The organism is Nocardioides salarius (assembly GCF_016907435.1).
GTDB lineage: Bacteria > Actinomycetota > Actinomycetes > Propionibacteriales > Nocardioidaceae > Nocardioides > Nocardioides salarius.
Genome location: NZ_JAFBBZ010000001.1, coordinates 51976 through 69086, shown reverse-complemented (window position 1 = coordinate 69086; position 17111 = coordinate 51976). Strand labels below are relative to the sequence as shown.

Annotated in this window: 17 protein-coding genes; 2 read left to right on the top strand and 15 right to left on the bottom strand. The window is 72.7% G+C overall.

Going from position 1 to position 17111, the window contains the following annotated elements; all coding sequences use genetic code 11:
• Positions 1-18: 18 nt before the first annotated feature.
• From JOE61_RS00335 to dop, 8 genes are all read right to left on the bottom strand, one after another.
• Complete coding sequence (locus JOE61_RS00335) at positions 19-1035, bottom strand: helix-turn-helix transcriptional regulator (protein WP_193668819.1); 1017 nt, start codon at positions 1033-1035, stop codon at positions 19-21.
• A complete protein-coding gene (locus JOE61_RS00330) occupies positions 1032-2018 on the bottom strand; it encodes a helix-turn-helix transcriptional regulator (RefSeq protein WP_193668820.1) in 987 nt (328 codons plus the stop codon). The genes JOE61_RS00335 and JOE61_RS00330 overlap by 4 nt, the downstream gene beginning before the upstream one ends.
• A gap of 70 nt (positions 2019-2088) precedes the next feature.
• Positions 2089-3165 (bottom strand): FKBP-type peptidyl-prolyl cis-trans isomerase, encoded by a 1077-nt coding sequence (locus JOE61_RS00325; protein ID WP_193668821.1) that lies wholly within the window; start codon positions 3163-3165, stop codon positions 2089-2091.
• A 98-nt stretch (positions 3166-3263) separates the two neighbouring features.
• The gene (gene pafA / locus JOE61_RS00320) at positions 3264-4625 is read right to left on the bottom strand and encodes a Pup--protein ligase (RefSeq protein ID WP_193668822.1); all 1362 of its coding nucleotides are present in this window, start codon (positions 4623-4625) and stop codon (positions 3264-3266) included.
• A gap of 48 nt (positions 4626-4673) precedes the next feature.
• Entirely contained in the window at positions 4674-5426 is a 753-nt protein-coding gene (gene prcA / locus JOE61_RS00315; RefSeq protein WP_193668823.1) for a proteasome subunit alpha, read from the bottom strand.
• A 4-nt stretch (positions 5427-5430) separates the two neighbouring features.
• Positions 5431-6276 carry a proteasome subunit beta gene (prcB, locus tag JOE61_RS00310; RefSeq protein WP_193668824.1) on the bottom strand — a complete coding sequence of 282 codons (846 nt, stop codon included), beginning with the start codon at positions 6274-6276 and terminating at the stop codon, positions 5431-5433.
• Positions 6273-6470: a ubiquitin-like protein Pup gene (locus tag JOE61_RS00305; RefSeq protein WP_193668825.1), complete on the bottom strand. Its 198-nt coding sequence runs from the start codon at positions 6468-6470 to the stop codon at positions 6273-6275. The genes prcB and JOE61_RS00305 overlap by 4 nt, the downstream gene beginning before the upstream one ends.
• Before the next feature lie 27 nt (positions 6471-6497).
• Positions 6498-8006 (bottom strand): depupylase/deamidase Dop, encoded by a 1509-nt coding sequence (gene dop / locus JOE61_RS00300; RefSeq protein WP_193668826.1) that lies wholly within the window; start codon positions 8004-8006, stop codon positions 6498-6500.
• Between the two features lie 52 nt (positions 8007-8058).
• On the opposite strand from dop, the gene JOE61_RS00295 reads away from it, so the two are divergent.
• On the top strand, positions 8059-8685 hold the full coding sequence (locus JOE61_RS00295; protein ID WP_193668827.1) for a class I SAM-dependent methyltransferase: 627 nt from the start codon (positions 8059-8061) through the stop codon (positions 8683-8685).
• Between the two features lie 20 nt (positions 8686-8705).
• Here JOE61_RS00295 and arc read toward each other — a convergent pair whose 3' ends face one another.
• The 3 genes from arc to JOE61_RS00280 form a co-directional block, all read right to left on the bottom strand.
• Positions 8706-10490, bottom strand: coding sequence for a proteasome ATPase (gene arc, locus JOE61_RS00290; protein ID WP_193668828.1), 1785 nt, complete (start codon positions 10488-10490; stop codon positions 8706-8708).
• Between the two features lie 89 nt (positions 10491-10579).
• Complete coding sequence (locus JOE61_RS00285) at positions 10580-11491, bottom strand: tRNA (adenine-N1)-methyltransferase (RefSeq protein WP_193668937.1); 912 nt, start codon at positions 11489-11491, stop codon at positions 10580-10582.
• 129 nt (positions 11492-11620) lie between these two features.
• Positions 11621-12766 (bottom strand): site-2 protease family protein, encoded by a 1146-nt coding sequence (locus JOE61_RS00280; RefSeq protein ID WP_193668829.1) that lies wholly within the window; start codon positions 12764-12766, stop codon positions 11621-11623.
• Between the two features lie 86 nt (positions 12767-12852).
• Between JOE61_RS00280 and JOE61_RS00275 the strand changes: the two genes are divergently transcribed.
• Positions 12853-13743, top strand: coding sequence for a RecB family exonuclease (locus tag JOE61_RS00275; RefSeq protein ID WP_193668830.1), 891 nt, complete (start codon positions 12853-12855; stop codon positions 13741-13743).
• On the opposite strand, the gene JOE61_RS00270 is transcribed toward JOE61_RS00275, so the two are convergent.
• The 4 genes from JOE61_RS00270 to JOE61_RS00255 form a co-directional block, all read right to left on the bottom strand.
• On the bottom strand, positions 13740-14366 hold the full coding sequence (locus JOE61_RS00270) for a response regulator (RefSeq protein WP_193668831.1): 627 nt from the start codon (positions 14364-14366) through the stop codon (positions 13740-13742). The genes JOE61_RS00275 and JOE61_RS00270 overlap by 4 nt on opposite strands.
• A complete protein-coding gene (locus JOE61_RS22365; RefSeq protein ID WP_193668832.1) occupies positions 14363-15703 on the bottom strand; it encodes a sensor histidine kinase in 1341 nt (446 codons plus the stop codon). Before JOE61_RS22365 ends, JOE61_RS00270 begins: the two co-directional genes overlap by 4 nt.
• Positions 15700-16125 (bottom strand): hypothetical protein, encoded by a 426-nt coding sequence (locus JOE61_RS00260; protein WP_193668833.1) that lies wholly within the window; start codon positions 16123-16125, stop codon positions 15700-15702. Before JOE61_RS00260 ends, JOE61_RS22365 begins: the two co-directional genes overlap by 4 nt.
• A gap of 313 nt (positions 16126-16438) precedes the next feature.
• Positions 16439-17110 carry an HAD family hydrolase gene (locus JOE61_RS00255; protein WP_307822719.1) on the bottom strand — a complete coding sequence of 224 codons (672 nt, stop codon included), beginning with the start codon at positions 17108-17110 and terminating at the stop codon, positions 16439-16441.
• Position 17111: the final 1 nt, after the last annotated feature.

Genomic DNA, 17111 nt, shown 5'->3' with positions numbered 1-17111 from the left:
AGCGCGAACGTGTCCATGCTACGTGAGGTGTTCGTAGAGACCGAGCGTCCGGCTTGCCTCGTCGAGGAACGTGTCGGTGAACTCTTCGGGTCGCACCACGCGCGCGCGCGGGGCCAGGCGCAGCAGCAGCCGGGTGAGCCAGCGCCCGTCGGCGACCAGGAGGTCGACCTCCCAGGGTGCCTCGGGCCCCTCGCCGAGCGGTCGTACGGCCTCGACGGGGTAGTAGTCCACGACCCAGCGTGCGAGCGGCGCCAGGCGCAGGGTGGCCACCGTCGTGCTGCTCGAGCGGGCGAAGAGGCCCTCGGACAGGTCGCGTGGCGGCTCGGGGTCGGTGGTGGTGCGCGAGTCGAGCACCTCGGCCGCGCTGACGCGGTCGAGCCGGAAGAGCCGGGGCGCGTCGGCGCTGTGGCAGTAGGCGTCGAGGTAGCTCCACCCCTGCCCGCTCACCACGCCGCGCGGGTCGACCACGCGCACCGACTCCTCGTCGCGTGCGGGCACGAAGTAGGTCAGCCGGACTTGGCGGCGCTGGGTGGCGGCCTCCTGCAGCCGCCGCGCCAGCAGCGCGGTGTCGACGTCGGCGCCGTCGCGGCCGGGGTCGATGCGCGCCGAGCCGGCCTCGGCCGCTGCCGCCTCGAGCTTGGCCAGGGCACGGTCGACGACCTGGCGGGTGTCCTGGCTCGCGCCGTTGCGCAGCGCGCGCAGCGCCACGATCACCGCGCTGGCCTCGGTCGGGGTCAGGCGCAGCGGGCGGGCGAGGTAGTCGGCGTTCGAGATCCGGATGACGCCGTCGCCGCCCGGATCCTCGAGGGCGTCGAGGTCGACGTCGATCAGGTCGTCGGGGTAGCCGCCCGGCAGACCGCACATCAGCAGGACCTTGAGGTCCTTGAGCAGCTGGTGGGGGCTGACGCCCAGCGCGACGGCGGCCTCGTCGAGGCGCACCGAGTCGCGGGCGTGCAGGTAGGGCACCAGGGTCAGCAGCCGGGCGACCTGGTCCTTGGCGCCCGAGGCCGCCGGGCGCGGTGTCGTCTCGCTCATCGGCGCTCCCCCGCGGCGGTCTCCAGCGTGGTGCGCAGGCGCGCCACGACCTCGGCCCGCAGGTCGAGGGGCTCCTCCACGACCACGGCGCTGCCGTGGCCCAGCACCTCGTCGGCCAGGCCGAGCGCGCTGCGCGTGAGCACGAGGCGGTCCCACGTCGTGGTGTCGTCGGGGCCCACCACGTCGGTCTCGATGCTGTCGGCACCACGGCGCAGCAGGTGGCCGGCGCCGCGCCGCACCAGCAGCACCGCCTGCTCCGGCGCGGGCGTGGGGGCCAGCCGTCGGGTCAGGGCCTGCAGGTCGGTGCCCGGCGGCACGTCGTACGCCGCCGCGGGGCCGCGGCGCCGCGCCTGGCCCTGCACGCGCGAGAGCCGGAAGACCCGCTCCTCGCCCCGGTCGGTGTCGTGGCCCACGACGTACCAGCGCCCGGAGTGCCGCGCGACGCCCCAGGGCTGCAGGTGCCGGGTGATGGTCTCGGCGGAGCCGGCGGTGCGGTAGTCGAACTCGACCTCGCAGCGCTCCTGGGTGGCCTCCCAGAAGACGTCGAAGGACGGCTCGTCGGCGCTCAGGCGCGGCTCGACGATGTCGAGGGCGCTGACGTCGACGTCGATGCCGGCGGCGCTCAGCTTGCGCACCGCGTCGGTCGTGGCCTCGGCCAGGCGCGCGTGCTGCCAGACCCGGGTGGCCAGGCCGATCACCGCCGCCTCGTCGGCCTCGAGCTCGATGGCGGGCAGCCCGAGCTGCTCGGGCTGGATGCGGTAGCCGGGCTCGTCGTCGAAGTAGGCGTCCATGTGGCCCACCTCGATCGGCACGCCGAGGCTGCGCAGCTCCTCCTTGTCGCGCTCGAACATCTTCTCGAAGGCGTCGTCGGTGGAGCCGGGGTAGAGGATCGAGCGGATCCGCTGCTTGGGCACGAAGTGGCGCTGGACGAGCAGCATGATGAGCAGGTTCATCAGCCGCTCGCTCTTGCGTACCGCCGCCATGCCGCTCCTCCCCTGCTCGTCTCGTCGTGCTGTCGTGTGCTGCGTCGTGGTGCGTCGTGCCGGTGGCCTGCTACTCGGCGGCCGGGCTCTCCTGCTCGCTCGGCGAGCCGGAGACCGCCGGGCTGGGCGCCTCGGGCTCCTCCTCGCTGAGCTCGGGCTCCTCCGCGGCCGCCTCGTCGGCGGCGTCGGCCGCCGCGGGCCGCGGGGCCACGCCGAGGATGTCGACGAGGAAGTAGAGCGTGTCGGTGCCCTTGATCTTGGCGCTCTCGCTGCCCTGCGGGCCGTAGCCCAGCTCGGGCGGGACCACCAGCCAGACCCGGCTGCCGACGCTCTGGCCGGCCAGGCCCTGGTTCCAGCCCGCCACGAACCCACCGGGGCCCAGCGTGCCCACCAGCGGGGTCGCGCCGAAGCTGGTGTCGAACGGCTTGGGCTTGGCGTAGACCGAGCCCAGGTAGTCGACCATCACCGAGTCGCCCTTGCGCACGACCGGGCCGGCGCCCTCGACGACGGTCTCGACCTGCAGCTCGCCGGTCGGCTTGGGGATGCCCTTGAAGCGCATCGACTCCGGCAGCCCGTCCTCGTCGAGCACCAGGTCGGGCGCGATGCCCTCACCCTCCTCGGCGTAGGGCACGTCGACGGGGGTCGGGCCCAGCACGTCCATCACCAGCAGCAGCGGGTCCTTGTTGTTCACGCCGAGGGCGGCGTTGCCGACCTCGCCGAAGAGCTCGGAGGACTCGAAGCCCACCGCGACCCGGTCGCCGACCCGGCGCCCGGACAGGGCCTCGGTGAAGACCTCGGGCAGCTCGTTCGAGCCCAGGTCCAGCACCTCGGGGGTGGCCTCGGCGTAGGTGCTGATCGCCGTGGACTCGTCGAAGCCGTTGCTGAGCAGGTACTGCACGAGCACGGACGAGTCGTCGTCGAGCTCGGCGCCGTCGCCCTCCGCGAGCACCTCCACCTCGACGTCGCCGGTCTGGTCGACGTCCTCGGTCCACTCGACCTCGGGCTCCTCGCCGACCTCGCCGGTGACCTCGACCGAGGAGACCACGCTGCGCACGTCGTCGGAGCCGTCCGACCCGCAGGCCGCCAGGGCCGGGATCAGCAGAGCAGGTACGAGGAGGGCCATCGGCCGTCCGGGGCGTCGCAACACCGGGAACATCCTTCACGTCGCAGGACTCGGGCGCCACCGCGCTCGCGCCGGTGACCACCGGCACCCTATCCGCCCGGCACCAGCCGGCGGGGCCGGGGCTACATGCCCTCGATGAGGCGCTGCACCCGGTCGTCGTGGGCCTTGAAGGGGTCCTTGCACAGCACCGTGCGCTGGGCCTGGTCGTTGAGCTTGAGGTGCACCCAGTCGACGGTGAAGTCGCGCCGCCGCTCCTGGGCGCGCCGGATGAACTCGCCGCGCAGCCGGGCACGGGTGGTCTGGGGCGGCACCGACTTGGCCTCGAAGATCTTCAGGTCGGTGCTGACGCGCGCGACCTGGCCGCGCTTCTCGAGCAGGTAGTAGAGGCCGCGCCCGCGGTGGATGTCGTGGTAGGCCAGGTCGAGCTGGGCGACCCGGGCGTGGCCGAGCGGCAGCCCGTGCTTGGCCCGGTAGGCCTCCATCAGCTTCCACTTGATCACCCAGTCGATCTCGCGGTCGACCAGGCCCAGGTCGTCGGACTCCACCGCCTTGAGGGTGCGCTCCCACAGGTCGAGGGCCTGCTCGATCACCGGGGTGCTGATCTCGCGCCGGTCGACGAAGTCGCGTGCCTTGGAGAGGTACTCCGCCTGGATCTCCAGCGCGCTTGCCTCGCGGCCGTTGGCCAGGCGCACCTTGCGCCGCCCGGTGGTGTCGTGGGCGATCTCGCGGATCGCGCGGATCGGGTTCTCCATCGTGAGGTCGCGCATCACCACGCCCTCCTCGATCATCCGCAGCACGAGGTCGCAGCTGGCGACCTTGAGCAGGGTGGTCGTCTCCGACATGTTCGAGTCGCCCACGATGACGTGCAGGCGCCGGTACTTCTCGGCGTCGGCGTGCGGCTCGTCGCGGGTGTTGATGATCGGCCGCGAGCGGGTGGTGGCGCTGCTGACGCCCTCCCAGATGTGCTCGGCGCGCTGCGAGACCGAGTACGACGCCCCGCGCGGGGTCTGGGTGACCTTGCCGGCGCCGACGATGATCTGGCGGGTCACCAGGAACGGGATGAGGATGTCGGCCAGCCGGGAGAACTCCCCCGCCCGCCCGACCAGGTAGTTCTCGTGGCAGCCGTAGGAGTTGCCGGCGGAGTCGGTGTTGTTCTTGAACAGGTAGATCTCGCCGGCGATCCCCTCGTCGTGCAGGCGCTGCTCGGCGTCGAGCAGCAGCCCCTCGAGGACCCGCTCACCGGCCTTGTCGTGGGTGACCAGCTCGGCGATGTCGTCGCACTCCGGCGTTGCGTACTCGGGGTGGCTGCCCACGTCGAGGTAGAGCCGGGCGCCGTTGCGCAGGAAGACGTTGCTGCTGCGCCCCCAGCTGACGACCTTGCGGAACAGGTAGCGCGCCACCTCGTCGGGGCTGAGTCGTCGCTGCCCCTTGAACGTGCAGGTGACGCCGTACTCGTTCTCGATCCCGAAGATCCGGCGGTCCATGTGTGAACACTACGACCAGCGTGGTCGTCGTGGGGGGACCTCCGGGACTCAGGGGGCGATCGGGGGCTCGTCGTCGCCCGCCGGGGCCGCGGGGGCCGCCGGGGACACGTGGGCGAGGACCTGCTCGATGCGCGCCGGGCTCAGCCTGCTGAACTTGCGCGGCTGGCTGCGGGTGCGGTCGAGGACGGCGACCTCGAGGTCCTTCGCCGCGATCGTGCGGTCCTCGGTCTCGCTGTGGCCCAGCGCGGCGACGGCGAGCGCCAGGGCGCTGTCGAGGTCGGCGTCGGGACGGTAGTGCTGCTCGAGGTAGCCGGCGACCGACTCGGCCGCGCCGCCCATGACGGCGTACTGGTGCTCGTCGGCGACCTGGCCGTCGTAGGTCAGCCGGTAGAGCTGGTCCTCGACGCTGCTGCGCCCGATCTCGGCCACGAACAGCTCGACCTCGTAGGGCTTCTCCCCGCCGCTCGAGAAGATCGTGCCCAGCGTCTGGGCGTAGGCGTTGGCCAGCCCCCGCCCGCTCACGTCACGGCGGTCGTAGGCGTAGCCGCGCATGTCGGCCAGCCGCACCCCCGCGATGCGCAGGTTCTCGAACTCGTTGTAGCGACCGACGGCCGCGAAGGCGATGCGGTCGTAGATCTCCGAGACCTTGTGCAGCGCCTGGGAGGGGTTCTCGGAGGCGAAGAGGATGCCGTCGGCGTACTGGACGGCCACGACCGAGCGGCCGCGGGCGATGCCCTTGCGGGCGAAGTCGGCCCGGTCCTTCATCAGCTGCTCGGGCGAGACGTAGAAGGGAGCGCTCATCGGCTCAGGCACCTCCGGTCAGCGGGGCGTGGGGTCCGTCGGGCCGGCCCATCCGGCCGGCGATGACGCGCTCGGAGACCTCCGCGACGCGCTCCTCCTCGATCGTGCGCCCACCCTCGGCGCCGATCAGGTGCACCATCGGGAAGATCCGCCGCGCCACGTCGGGCCCGCCGGTGGCGGAGTCGTCGTCGGCGGCGTCGTAGAGCGCCTGCACGGCCAGGGTGATGACGTCGTCCTCGCCCAGGTCGGGGCGGTAGAGCTTCTTCAGCGCGCCCCGGGCGAAGAGCGAGCCGGAGCCCACCGCGTGGTAGCCGGTCTCCTCGTAGCGCCCGCCGGTCACGTCGTAGCTGAAGATGCGCCCGGCCGCGGCGTCGACGTCGTAACCGACGAAGAGCGGCACCACGGCGAGGCCCTGCATGGCCATCCCGAGGTTGCCGCGGATCAGCGCCGAGAGCCGGTTCGCCTTGCCGTCGAGGCTGAGCCGGGTGCCCTCGATCTTCTCGTAGTGCTCGAGCTCGGTCTGGAAGAGCCGCACCAGCTCGACGGCCAGCCCGGCCGTGCCGGCGATGCCGGCGGCGGAGAACTCGTCGGTGGCGAAGACCTTCTCGATGTCGCGCGAGGCGATGATGTTGCCCATCGTGGCGCGGCGGTCACCGGCCAGCAGCACCCCGCCGGGGTACGTCGCCGCCACGATCGTGGTGCCGTGCGGCGCCAGGTCGTGGGCCTGTCCCGCGGGCAGCGTGCGGCGCCCCGGCAGCAGCTCGGGCGACTGGGAGGCCAGGAAGTCGGCGAAGGACGACGTGCCGGGCTGCAGGTAGCCGGCCGGCAGGCGCGGGTCGCCCCCGCTCACTGGCCGCCCTTCTGGATGAACGACTTCACGAAGTCCTCGGCGTTGGACTCCAGCACGTCGTCGATCTCGTCGAGGATGTCGTCGACGTCGCTGTCGAGCGCCTCCTTGCGCTCGGCGACGTCGGTCTCCGGGGCGGTCTCGACCGACTCCTCGGTCTCCGTCGACTTGCGCGGCTGCTTCTGCTCCTGGGCCATGCTCCGACCCTAGCCGACGGGCCCGCCTCAGCTGGTGAGGGCCGCGAAGAGCTCGGAGGCGCTGGTGCAGCGGTCCATCAGCTCGCCCACGTGGGCCCGGCTGCCGCGCAGCGGGTCGATCGTCGGCACCCGCTGCAGCGACTCGCGCCCCGGCAGGTCGAAGATCACGGAGTCCCACGACGCCGCCGCCACGGCGTCGGGGAACTTCTCCAGGCAGCGGCCCCGGAAGTAGGCCCGCGTGTCGTGCGGCGGGTCGTGCATCGCGTCCTCGACCGCGGCGTCGTCGAGCAGCCGCTCGATGCGCCCGGCCCGGACCAGGCGCTGGTAGAGCCCCTTGTCGGGACGGATGTCGGAGTACTGGTAGTCGATGAGCTGCAGCTTGGCGTCGTCCCAGGCCAGGGCGTCGCGCTGGCGGTACTGCTCGAGCAGCTTGAGCTTGGCCACCCAGTCGAGCTCGCCGGCCAGCGACATCGGGTCGCGCTCGAGCCGGTCGAGCACCGACTCCCAGCGGGCGAGCACGTCGACGGTCTGGGGGTCGGCGTCGGCACCGAGCCGGTCCTCGACGTACTTGCGCGCCAGGTCGAGGTACTCCATCTGCAGCTGCACCGCGGTCAGGCGGCGCCCGTCGCGCAGCGTCAGCAGGTGCGTGAGGCCCGGGTCGTGGGAGACCGCCCGCAGAGCGGAGACGGGGCTCTCGACGCTCAGGTCGGCGTCGATGAACCGGTCCTCGATCATCGCCAGCACCAGGGCGGTGGTGCCGACCTTGAGGTACGTCGAGACCTCCGCGAGGTTGGCGTCGCCGATGATGACGTGCAGGCGGCGGTACTTCTCGGGGTCGGCGTGCGGCTCGTCGCGGGTGTTGATGATCGGGCGCTTGAGCGTCGTCTCGAGACCGACCTCGACCTCGAAGAAGTCGGCGCGCTGGCTGATCTGGTAGCCGTGCTCGCGCCCGTCGGGGCCGATGCCGACACGTCCGGCGCCGCAGACGACCTGGCGGCTGACGAAGAACGGCGTCAGGTGGTGGACGATGTCGGCGAACGGCGTGGAGCGGCGCATCAGGTAGTTCTCGTGCGCGCCGTAGGAGGCGCCCTTGCCGTCGGTGTTGTTCTTGTAGAGCACGATCGGCGCCCCGCCGGGGAGCTGCCCGGCGCGCCGGGCGGCGTCGAGCATCACCAGCTCGCCGGCCTTGTCCCAGCGCACGATGTCGAGGGGCGTGGTGACCTCGGGGGTGGAGAACTCCGGGTGGGCGTGGTCGACGTAGAGGCGTGCGCCGTTGGTGAGGATGACGTTGGCCAGCCCCAGGTCCTCGTCGGTGAGCTGGGACTGGTCGGCCACCTGGCGCGACATGTCGAAGCCTCGGGCGTCGCGCAGCGGCGACTCCTCCTCGAAGTCCCACCGGGCCCGGCGTGCCTTCACGGTCGCGCTCGCGTAGGCGTTGACCACCTGCGAGGACGCGACCATCGGGTTCGCGCCCGGCTGGCCCGGCACCGAGATGCCGTACTCGACCTCGGTCCCCATCACCCGTCTGACACTCATGCCCCGAGCCTACGCGGGGCGCCTGCGCGAGGTCCGGCCGTAGGGTCGGGGCATGAGCATGTGGGAGGAACGCGTCCTGCCGCGCCTGGTCGACCGGGCGCTGGCCACGCCGCCGGTGCAGCAGCTGCGGGCAGCCACCTGCGCGGGCCTCACCGGCCGTGTCCTGGAGATCGGGTTCGGGTCCGGGCTCAACATCGAGCACCTGCCGCCGGAGGTGGTCTCGCTCGACGCGGTCGAGCCCTCCGACCTGGGCTGGTCGTTGTCGCAGGACCGGCGCAGCGAGAGCCGGGTGCCGGTGCGGCGGGTCGGCCTCGACGGCCAGCGCCTCGACGCACCCGACGCGGCGTACGACGCCGTGCTGTGCACGTTCAGCCTGTGCACCATCCCCGACGCCGCGCTCGCGGCGCGCGAGGTGCACCGGGTGCTGCGACCGGGCGGCCGGCTGCACCTGCTCGAGCACGGCGTCTCTCCCGACGACCGGGTGCGTGCCTGGCAGCACCGTCTCGAGCCGGTGCAGCGCCGCGTGGCCGGCGGCTGCCACCTGACCCGCGACCCGCTGCGGCTGGTGGCCGACGCCGGCCTGAGGGTCGAGGACAGCGAGCAGCGCTACCTGCCCGGCCCCGCGGTCGGCCGCCCCTGGACCTACGGCTACCGCGCCGTGGCCACCCGGCCCACCTGAGCCGAGCTCGTGCGTGCGGCCTAGAGGTACTGGCCGGTGTTGGCCACGGTGTCGATGGAGCGGCCCGGCTCGGTGCCCTGCTTGCCGGTGACCAGGGTGCGGATGAAGACGATGCGCTCGCCCTTCTTGCCCGAGATCCGTGCCCAGTCGTCGGGGTTGGTGGTGTTGGGCAGGTCCTCGTTCTCCTTGAACTCGTCGACGCACGCCTGCAGCAGGTGGCTGACGCGCAGCCCGTGCTGGTCGTGGTCGATGAAGTCCTTGATCGCCATCTTCTTGGCGCGGTCCACGATGTTCTGCAGCATCGCCCCGGAGTTGAAGTCCTTGAAGTACAGGACCTCCTTGTCGCCGTTGGCGTAGGTGACCTCGAGGAAGCGGTTCTCCTCGGTCTCGGCGTACATGCGCTCGACCGTGGCCCGGATCATCGCGTCGACGCACGCGGAGCGGTCGCCGCCGAACTCGCCCAGGTCGTCGCTGTGCAGCGGCAGGCCCGGGGTCAGGTACTTGCTGAAGATGTCGCGGGCCGACTCGGCGTCAGGGCGCTCGATCTTGATCTTCACGTCGAGGCGACCGGGGCGCAGGATCGCGGGGTCGATCATGTCCTCGCGGTTGGAGGCGCCGATGACCAGGACGTTCTCGAGCAGCTCGACGCCGTCGATCTCGCTCAGCAGCTGCGGGACGATGGTGTTCTCGACGTCGGAGGAGACCCCGCTGCCGCGGGTGCGGAACAGCGAGTCCATCTCGTCGAAGAACACGATGACCGGGGTGCCGCTGCTGGCCTTCTCACGGGCCCGCTGGAAGACCAGCCGGATGTGGCGCTCGGTCTCGCCGACGTACTTGTTGAGCAGCTCGGGGCCCTTGATGTTGAGGAAGTAGGACTTGACCTCGGTGCCCTGGCCCGACTCCGCGTTGCGCGCCGCGACCTTCTTGGCCAGCGAGTTGGCCACCGCCTTGGCGATCAGGGTCTTGCCGCAGCCCGGCGGGCCGTAGAGCAGGACGCCCTTGGGCGGCTTCAGCTCGTGCTCCTTGAACAGCTCGGGGTAGAGGTAGGGAAGCTCCACGGCGTCCTGGATCGCCTCGATCTGGCCGCTGAGGCCACCGATCGACTCGTAGGCGATGTCGGGGACCTCCTCGAGCACCAGCTCCTCGACCTCGGACTTCGGCACCTTCTCGTAGACGTAGCCGGCGCGGGCGTCGAGCAGCAGCGAGTCGCCGGCGCGGATCGTGTCGCCGCGCAGCGGCTCGGCGAGCCGGACCACGCGCTCCTCGTCGGCGTTGGCGATGACCAGCGCTCGATCGCCGTCGGCGAGCAGCTCCTTGAACATCACGACCTCGCCGACCTGCTCGAAGTCGAGGGCGGCCACGACGTTCATGGCCTCGTTGAGCATGACCTCCTGGCCGCGGGTCAGCTCGTCGAGCTCGACGCCCGGGCTGACGTTGACGCGCAGCTTGCGACCGCCGGTGAAGACGTCGACGGAGTCGTCGTCGTTGCGGGCCAGGAAGGTGCCGAAGCCGGCCGGTGGCTGGGCCAGCCGGTCGACCTCCTCCTTGAGCTTGGTGATCTGGTCGCGGGCCTCGCGCAGGGTCTGGGCCAGGCGCTCGTTCTGCGAGGTGACGGCGGCCAGCGAGCGCTGGGCGTCGCTGAGGCGCATCTCCAGGCCGCGGGAGGACCCGGGGCTCTCGCTCAGGCGGCGGCGCAGGTCGGAGACCTCGGCCTCCAGGAAGCGGACCTGGCCGAGCAGCTCTTCCGGGCTGCGGCCGGACGAGCGGGACTGACCGGTGTTCGAGTTGCCATCGGATGTCGACATCAGCGCACCTCCTGTGTGGCTCTCGACCCTACCCGCGACACCTCGTCAGGGAAGAGGCTCGCCGAGGTGCGGGCGAGATTTGCCGAGGCTCAGTCCTGGGGGTCCGGCTCCACGGGCAGCCCCGGCGGCCGGGGCCCGGAGTAGTCGGGGCCGTAGGCGCCCGGTGCCGGGCGCCGGGTCTTGCGCAGCGGCTTCTGGCCGGGGGCCAGGCGCCGGGCGGTGACCAGGAACGCGGTGTGACCGATCATCTTGTGGCCGGGGCGCACGGCCAGGCCCTCGACGTGCCAGTCGCGCACCAGGCTCTCCCAGGGCTGCGGCTCGGTGAAGCCGCCGTGGGCACGCACGGTCTCGACGAAGCGCGAGAGCTGGGTGGTGGTGGCGACGTAGGCGCACACGATGCCGCCGGGCACGAGTGCTCCGGCGGCGGCGTCGAGGCACTCCCACGGCGCGAGCATGTCGAGGATGATCCGGTCGCAGCGCTCGCCCGACGCGGGCAGGGCCTCGGCGAGGTCGCCCAGGGTGAGCTCCCAGGCGGGGTGGGTCGCGTCGGCGGGAGCACCGAAGAACTGGTTGACGTTGCGGCGGGCGACGTCGGCGAACTCCTCGCGGCGCTCGAAGGACGACACCCTTCCCCACGGCCCGACCGCCCGCAGCAGCGAGCAGGTCAGGGCGCCGGAGCCGACCCCGGCCTCGACGACCCGGGCGCCCGGGAAGATGTCGGCCATCGCCACGATCTGGGCGGCGTCCTTGGGGTAGACCACCGCCGCGCCGCGCGGCATCGAGACCACGAACTCCGAGAGCAGGGGGCGGAAGACCAGGTACTCGCCGCCGGCGGAGCTGGCGAGGGTGAAGCCCTCCTCGCGGCCGATCAGGTCGTCGTGGTCGAGGTGGCCCTTGTTGGAGAAGAAGCGCTTGCCGGCCTGGAGCTCGAAGTTGTGCTTGCGCCCCTTGCTGTCGGTCAGGCGCACCCACTCGCCCTCGCGCAGCGGGCCCCGGTGCACGCCGGACCAGGCCTCGGCGGGCACGTCCGGGTACGCCGTCCCCGGCTGCTGCTGGCTCGGGGTCGGCTCGTCGATCTCGGTCGGGTTCGGCTGCTCGGACACGGGCGAACCCTAGGCGCCGCCGCGGGGTCAGCGCGATTCGCGAAAGGCGCGGTCCACGTCGTCGGTGGCCAGCACCCCGTAGATCGACTCGTCGGGGTGCACCAGGAGGTACTCCGCCGACGGGGTGGAGGTGATGGCGCGCACCAGCTCCTCCCCCGTGATGCCCAGCGGCAGGCGCAGCCCCGCCTCGAGGGTCCGCGCCACGCTCGAGGCCGGGACCCAGGGCCGGCGCTCCTGCGGCGTGGCCAGCAGGGCCGCCTCGCTCACGAGGCCGACGGGGCGACCGCTCGGGTCGAGGGTGACGATGCCGCCGGCCTGCGCCTCGTTGGCCCGGCGCACGGCCTCGGCCAGGGGCAGCTCGGCCGGCACGCTGACGGTGCGGCGCGCCAGGTCGCGCGCGACCAGGCGGGGCAGTCGCGCGCGCAGGCGGGCCGAGGTCATCGCGGCGGTCGCGCCCGACCACAGGAAGACCGCGATCACCAGCACGAGAGCGAAGTCGAGCAGGTCGGGCCGCGCCCCGGTCAGGGGCTCCTGGACCAGCGGCCAGACCAGCACGGCGACGGCGGTGGCACGCCCGCCCCAGCCGGCCACGACGGTGCCGCGGTGCATGTTGCCGGTGATGCCCCACACGGCCGACTTCAGGACCCGGCCCCCGTCGAGCGGCAGGCCCGGCACGAGGTTGAGCACGCCCACCAGGAGGTTGGCGAAGATCAGGCCCTCGACCGCGAGCAGCAGCAGCCCGTCGGGGGTGAAGGGGTGCACGGCGAGAGCGACCAGCCCGACGGCGATGGAGGTGAGCGGGCCGACCACGGCGATGAGGAACTCCTCGCGGGGACGCCGCGCCTCCCCCTCGATCGAGGTCATCCCACCGAGGAAGTGCAGGGTGATCGAGCTGATCGTGAAGCCGAAGCGGCGCGCCACCACCGCGTGGGAGGCCTCGTGCAGCAGCACCGAGCCGTAGAGCAGCACCGCGAAAGCGGCCCCGGCGAGGTACTTCAGGCTCCCCAGCCCCGGTTGCACGTCGTCGACGAGAGGTGCCACGAGCACGGCGATCAGCCCCGCGACCAGGAACCAGGACGAGGAGACCAGCACGTCGCTGCCGGCGATCGTGCCGACCTTCAAGGTGCCCGGCGGTCGCGAGGACGCCCTGGGCTCGGGCGGGGTCGCGGACATCCCTCGAGGCTAGTCGACCCTTGCACGGACCCTCGTGCTCGCCCACTCCACCGAGGCTGTCGGCGCCCGCGCCTAGGGTTCCCCACATGAGCTGCACGGTCCCCTCCCCCGACGTCTCGCCGGCCGAGCGCGTCTCGACGCCCGTCGACGGGGTCCGGGTCGTGGGCGCCCTCTCACCGAGCCGGGCGGGCGACTTCGTCACCTGCCCGCTGCTCTACCGCTTCCGCACCATCGACCGGCTTCCCGAGCCGCCGTCGGCCGACGCGGTGCGCGGCACCCTGGTGCACAAGGTGCTGGAGGACCTGTTCGACCTCCCGGCCGCCGAGCGCACCCCTGCCCGGGCGGGCGAGATGCTGGCACCGGCCTGGCAGGCCCTCGTCGACGCGGAGCCCGAGCTGGCCGGGCTCTTCGACCCCGGCGCGGCGGGGCGGACCGACGGCGGGCCCCCGCCCGACCTGGCGCACTGGCTCGCCTCGTGCCGCACCGTGCTGGAGCGCTGGTTCACGCTCGAGGACCCGACGCGCCTCGAGCCCGCCGAGCGCGAGCTCTACGTCGAGGCGGTGCTGGAGTCGAGGCTGCTGCTGCGCGGCTTCGTCGACCGGCTCGACGTGGCACCCGACGGGGCGCTGCGGGTGGTCGACTACAAGACCGGACGCTCACCGGCGGTGGGCTTCGAGCAGCGGGCGCTGTTCCAGATGCGGTTCTACGCCCTGGTGCTCTGGCGCACCCGCGGTGTGCTTCCCGCGCTGCTCCAGCTGGTCTACCTGGGCAACGGCGAGATCGTGCGCTACGAGCCCGACGAGGCCGACCTGCTGGCCACCGAGCGCCGGGTCCAGGCGATCTGGGAGGCGATCAGCACCGCCCGCGAGAGTGGCGAGTGGCTGCCCAGGCGCAGCCGTGCCTGTGACTGGTGCGCCCACCGGTCCATCTGCCCCGAGTGGGGCGGCACACCCCCGCCGCTGCCCGAGGCACACTAGAGGTCGTGGCGCTGGGCCCACACCGCGGCCTGGGTGCGGTCCACGACCCCGATGCGGGCGAAGGCCGAGGTCAGGTGCGCCTTCACCGTGCGCTCGCTGATGTCGAGGCGGCGGGCGATCTGCTTGTTGGCCAGGCCGTCGCGGACCAGGCGCAGCACCTCGACCTCGCGGGCGGTCAGCTGGGGCCGGGAGCTGCCGGAGCGGGCGCCCAGGAGCGCTCGCGCGGCCCTGGGGTGGATCGGCGACTCGCCGCGGGCCACGGCCCGGATGCCGGCCAGCACGTCGTCGGGGTCGGCGTCCTTGAGCAGGTAGCCGACCGCGCCGGCGTCGAGGGCGTCGAGGATCCGCTCGCTGTCGGAGAAGCTCGTCAGCACCAGGACGTCGACGCCCGGCACCTCCGCGCGCACCCGCCGGGTCGCGGCCACGCCGTCGACACCGGGCATCTGCAGGTCCATCAGGACCACGTCGGGACGCACCTCGCGGACCACGTCGACCGCCTGCAGCCCCTCGCCTGCCTGCCCCACGACGCTGATGTCGTCGGTCGAGGCCAGCAGCTGCGCCAGCCCGGCCCGGATCACGGCGTGGTCGTCGACCAGCACCACCCGGATCGGCCCCGCGCTCACCGGCGCACCTCGAGGCGCACGATGGTCCCCTCGCCCGGTGCGGAGCGCACCTCGAGCCGCCCGCCGGCGTCGGCGACGAGGCTGCGCAGGCCGGTGAGCCCGAAGTGCTCGGGCCCGCGGTGGCACGCCTGGTCGAAGCCGATGCCGTCGTCGACCACCTCCAGCAGGCTGCCCGAGCCGGTGCCGCGCACGGTGACGGCCAGCGTGGATGCCTCGGCGTGGCGCACCGTGTTGCGCACCGCCTCCTGGGTCACCCGCCACAGCATCGCCACCTCGGCGGCGGGCGCGTCCTCGACGTCCTCGACGCTGGCCGAGGCAGTGATGCCCGCCGCGCTGACCGGGGCGAGCAGGTCGGCCACGGCCGAGGCCAGGCCCTTGCCGTGCAGGTCGGGCGGGTGGATCTCGGCGAGCAGCGAGCGCAGCGAGCGCAGCCCGTCACGCAGCGAGTCGCCGGCGCCGGCCAGGCGCCCGCGCAGGTGTGGCGGCACCTCGAGGTCGCGCGACACCGCGGAGAGCGAGAAGGCGGTGCCGGCGAGGTCCTGCACGACGCCGTCGTGCAGGTCGCGCGCGATGCGGCGGCGCTCCGCGTCGGAGGCGGTCATCGCCGCCTCCAGCAGGCGCTCGCGCTCGCGGCCGGCACGGCGCACCTGGGTGGTGAGCAGCCCCAGCATCACCGCCGAGATCAAGGAGAGCAGCACGAGCGGCCCCAGGGTGATCCACCGGAAGGCGCCGAAGATCTCGCTGCGCCCCTCCTCCAGGCCGTCGAGGGCCCAGTAGGCGACGAAGAGGACCGGCTCGCCGGTCTCGGTCTCGATGCGGGTGAAGATCTTGACCAGCCCGCGCTCGTCGCCCGCCCGGTCGAGGCTGCGCGGTGACGCCGGGTCGGCGAGCTCGGAGCCGGTGCCGCCCTCGCGCAGCACCCGCTGCTGGGCGCTGCTCAGGGCATAGCGCTCGCGGCTGATGATGGGCACGGCGTCGGGGTCGTCCTGGCTGTAGATCAAGGTGCCGTCGGGTGCGAAGAGGTCGACGCTGTCGACGTCGCGGGCCTGCAGCAGGTTGGGTACTTTGCGGAAGAACTTGTCGACGGCGCCGAACTTGCCGCTGAGCAGGCCGGCAGCGACGTACGGCTCGGCCGTGGTCTGGGCCAGGAGCTCGCTGACCGACTCGGCCTGGGCGCGGGCGGCGTCGCGGGCGGCGTCGTCGGCGATCACGTTGGTGGCCACGAAGATGGCGGCCACCAGCACCGCGCTGACGGCCAGGAGCAGGGCGACCGGGCTGCGGAACCAGGTGGCACGCGCGGGCGGTGCACCCAGCGCACCGGGGAGGGGGGTGCTCACCCGTTGAACGTGACGTCGCCGCGACAGATCTCGTCGCTGTCCTTGTTGCCGGCGCGGAAGACGATCTCGTCGGGGCCAGTGAAGTCGACCATCGAGCGCGCGACCCGGAAGGACCTGTCGGCGTCACGGGCGGTGACGGTGCCCTTGGCCGAGACGTCGTCGTTGTGCTTGAGCTTCCAGCCCCACTCGTCGGTGTCGTCGCTGAAGACGGCCGCGGTGACGGTCAGGCTGCCGTTGGCCTCCTGGTCGACCTTGAGCTTCCAGGTGCTGTCGGGTGCGCCGCGGCACGGACCCGAGGCCACCACGTCGGCCTTGGCCGCGGCCGGCGAGGCGACCAGCCCGCAGGGCGCCAGCCCCGCGGCGAGCAGCAGGCCGAGCGCCAGGGCCGACCGGCCGGAGGTGCTGCGCTCGAGGTGGCTCATGGTGGCCCTCTTGGTCTGCTCACCGCGCACGGACGCGGATCTCGGGTGGGTCGTCACAGGATCGCACGCGACTGACCCGGCGACCAGCAGTTCTGCGGCCGGGACCCGGTCCCGGCCGCGCTCGGCACCGTCACCACCCGGCCATCTGGGCCGGGCGCCGCTCGCCCAGGGAAGGCGTGGTGGCGTTGTCGAGCACGGCCGGTACGGCGAGGCAGGTGCCCTGCTCCCGTCGTTCCGAGTGGTTCCATGCTGCGCCCTGCGTGGTCCCGGTCACCATCGTCCGGTGGTACTAGTACCCCCGGGACGGCGCGGCTCAGCGCATCAGCAGGTCGCCGAGGTCCCGCGGGGACAGACCCTCGAGCGTGGGTCGCAGCACGCGCCGCGGCCCGGGCAGCACCGGCACGTGGTTCTCGACCACCAGCACCGTGCAACCGGCGGCCTCGGCCGACTTGGCGCCGGTGTTGGAGTCCTCGATGGCCACGCAGTCCCGCGGTGCGACGCCGAGGGCGGCGGCCGCTGTCAGGTAGGGCTCGGGGTGCGGCTTGCCGAGCTCGACCTTGTCGCCGGTGACGATGACCCGGAACGTCTCGGGCGGCAGGTGCGCAAGGATCGGTGCCACGAACCGCTCGTAGGACATCGTGACCAGCGCGCAGGCGATCCCCGCCCCACTTGCCTCGAGCAGCAGCTCCCGCGCTCCCGGCACCCAGGGCACGGCCCGCTCGACGCGGGCCACCACCCCGTCGAGGAGCTCCTCGACGATCCGCTCAGGCGTCAGGTCGATGCCCATGTGCTCGCGGATGTAGCGCCCCGAGGTCAGCAGGTCGTTGCCGACCAGGTCGAGGGCCTGCGCCCGCGACCAGGTGCCGCCGTACCGCTCGGCGAGGGCGAACTCGGTCTCGATCCAGTAGGGCTCGGTGTCGACCAGGGTGCCGTCCATGTCCCACAGCAGGGCTGCGGGCAGCCCCGGGCTCGCGTCGTCGGCCACG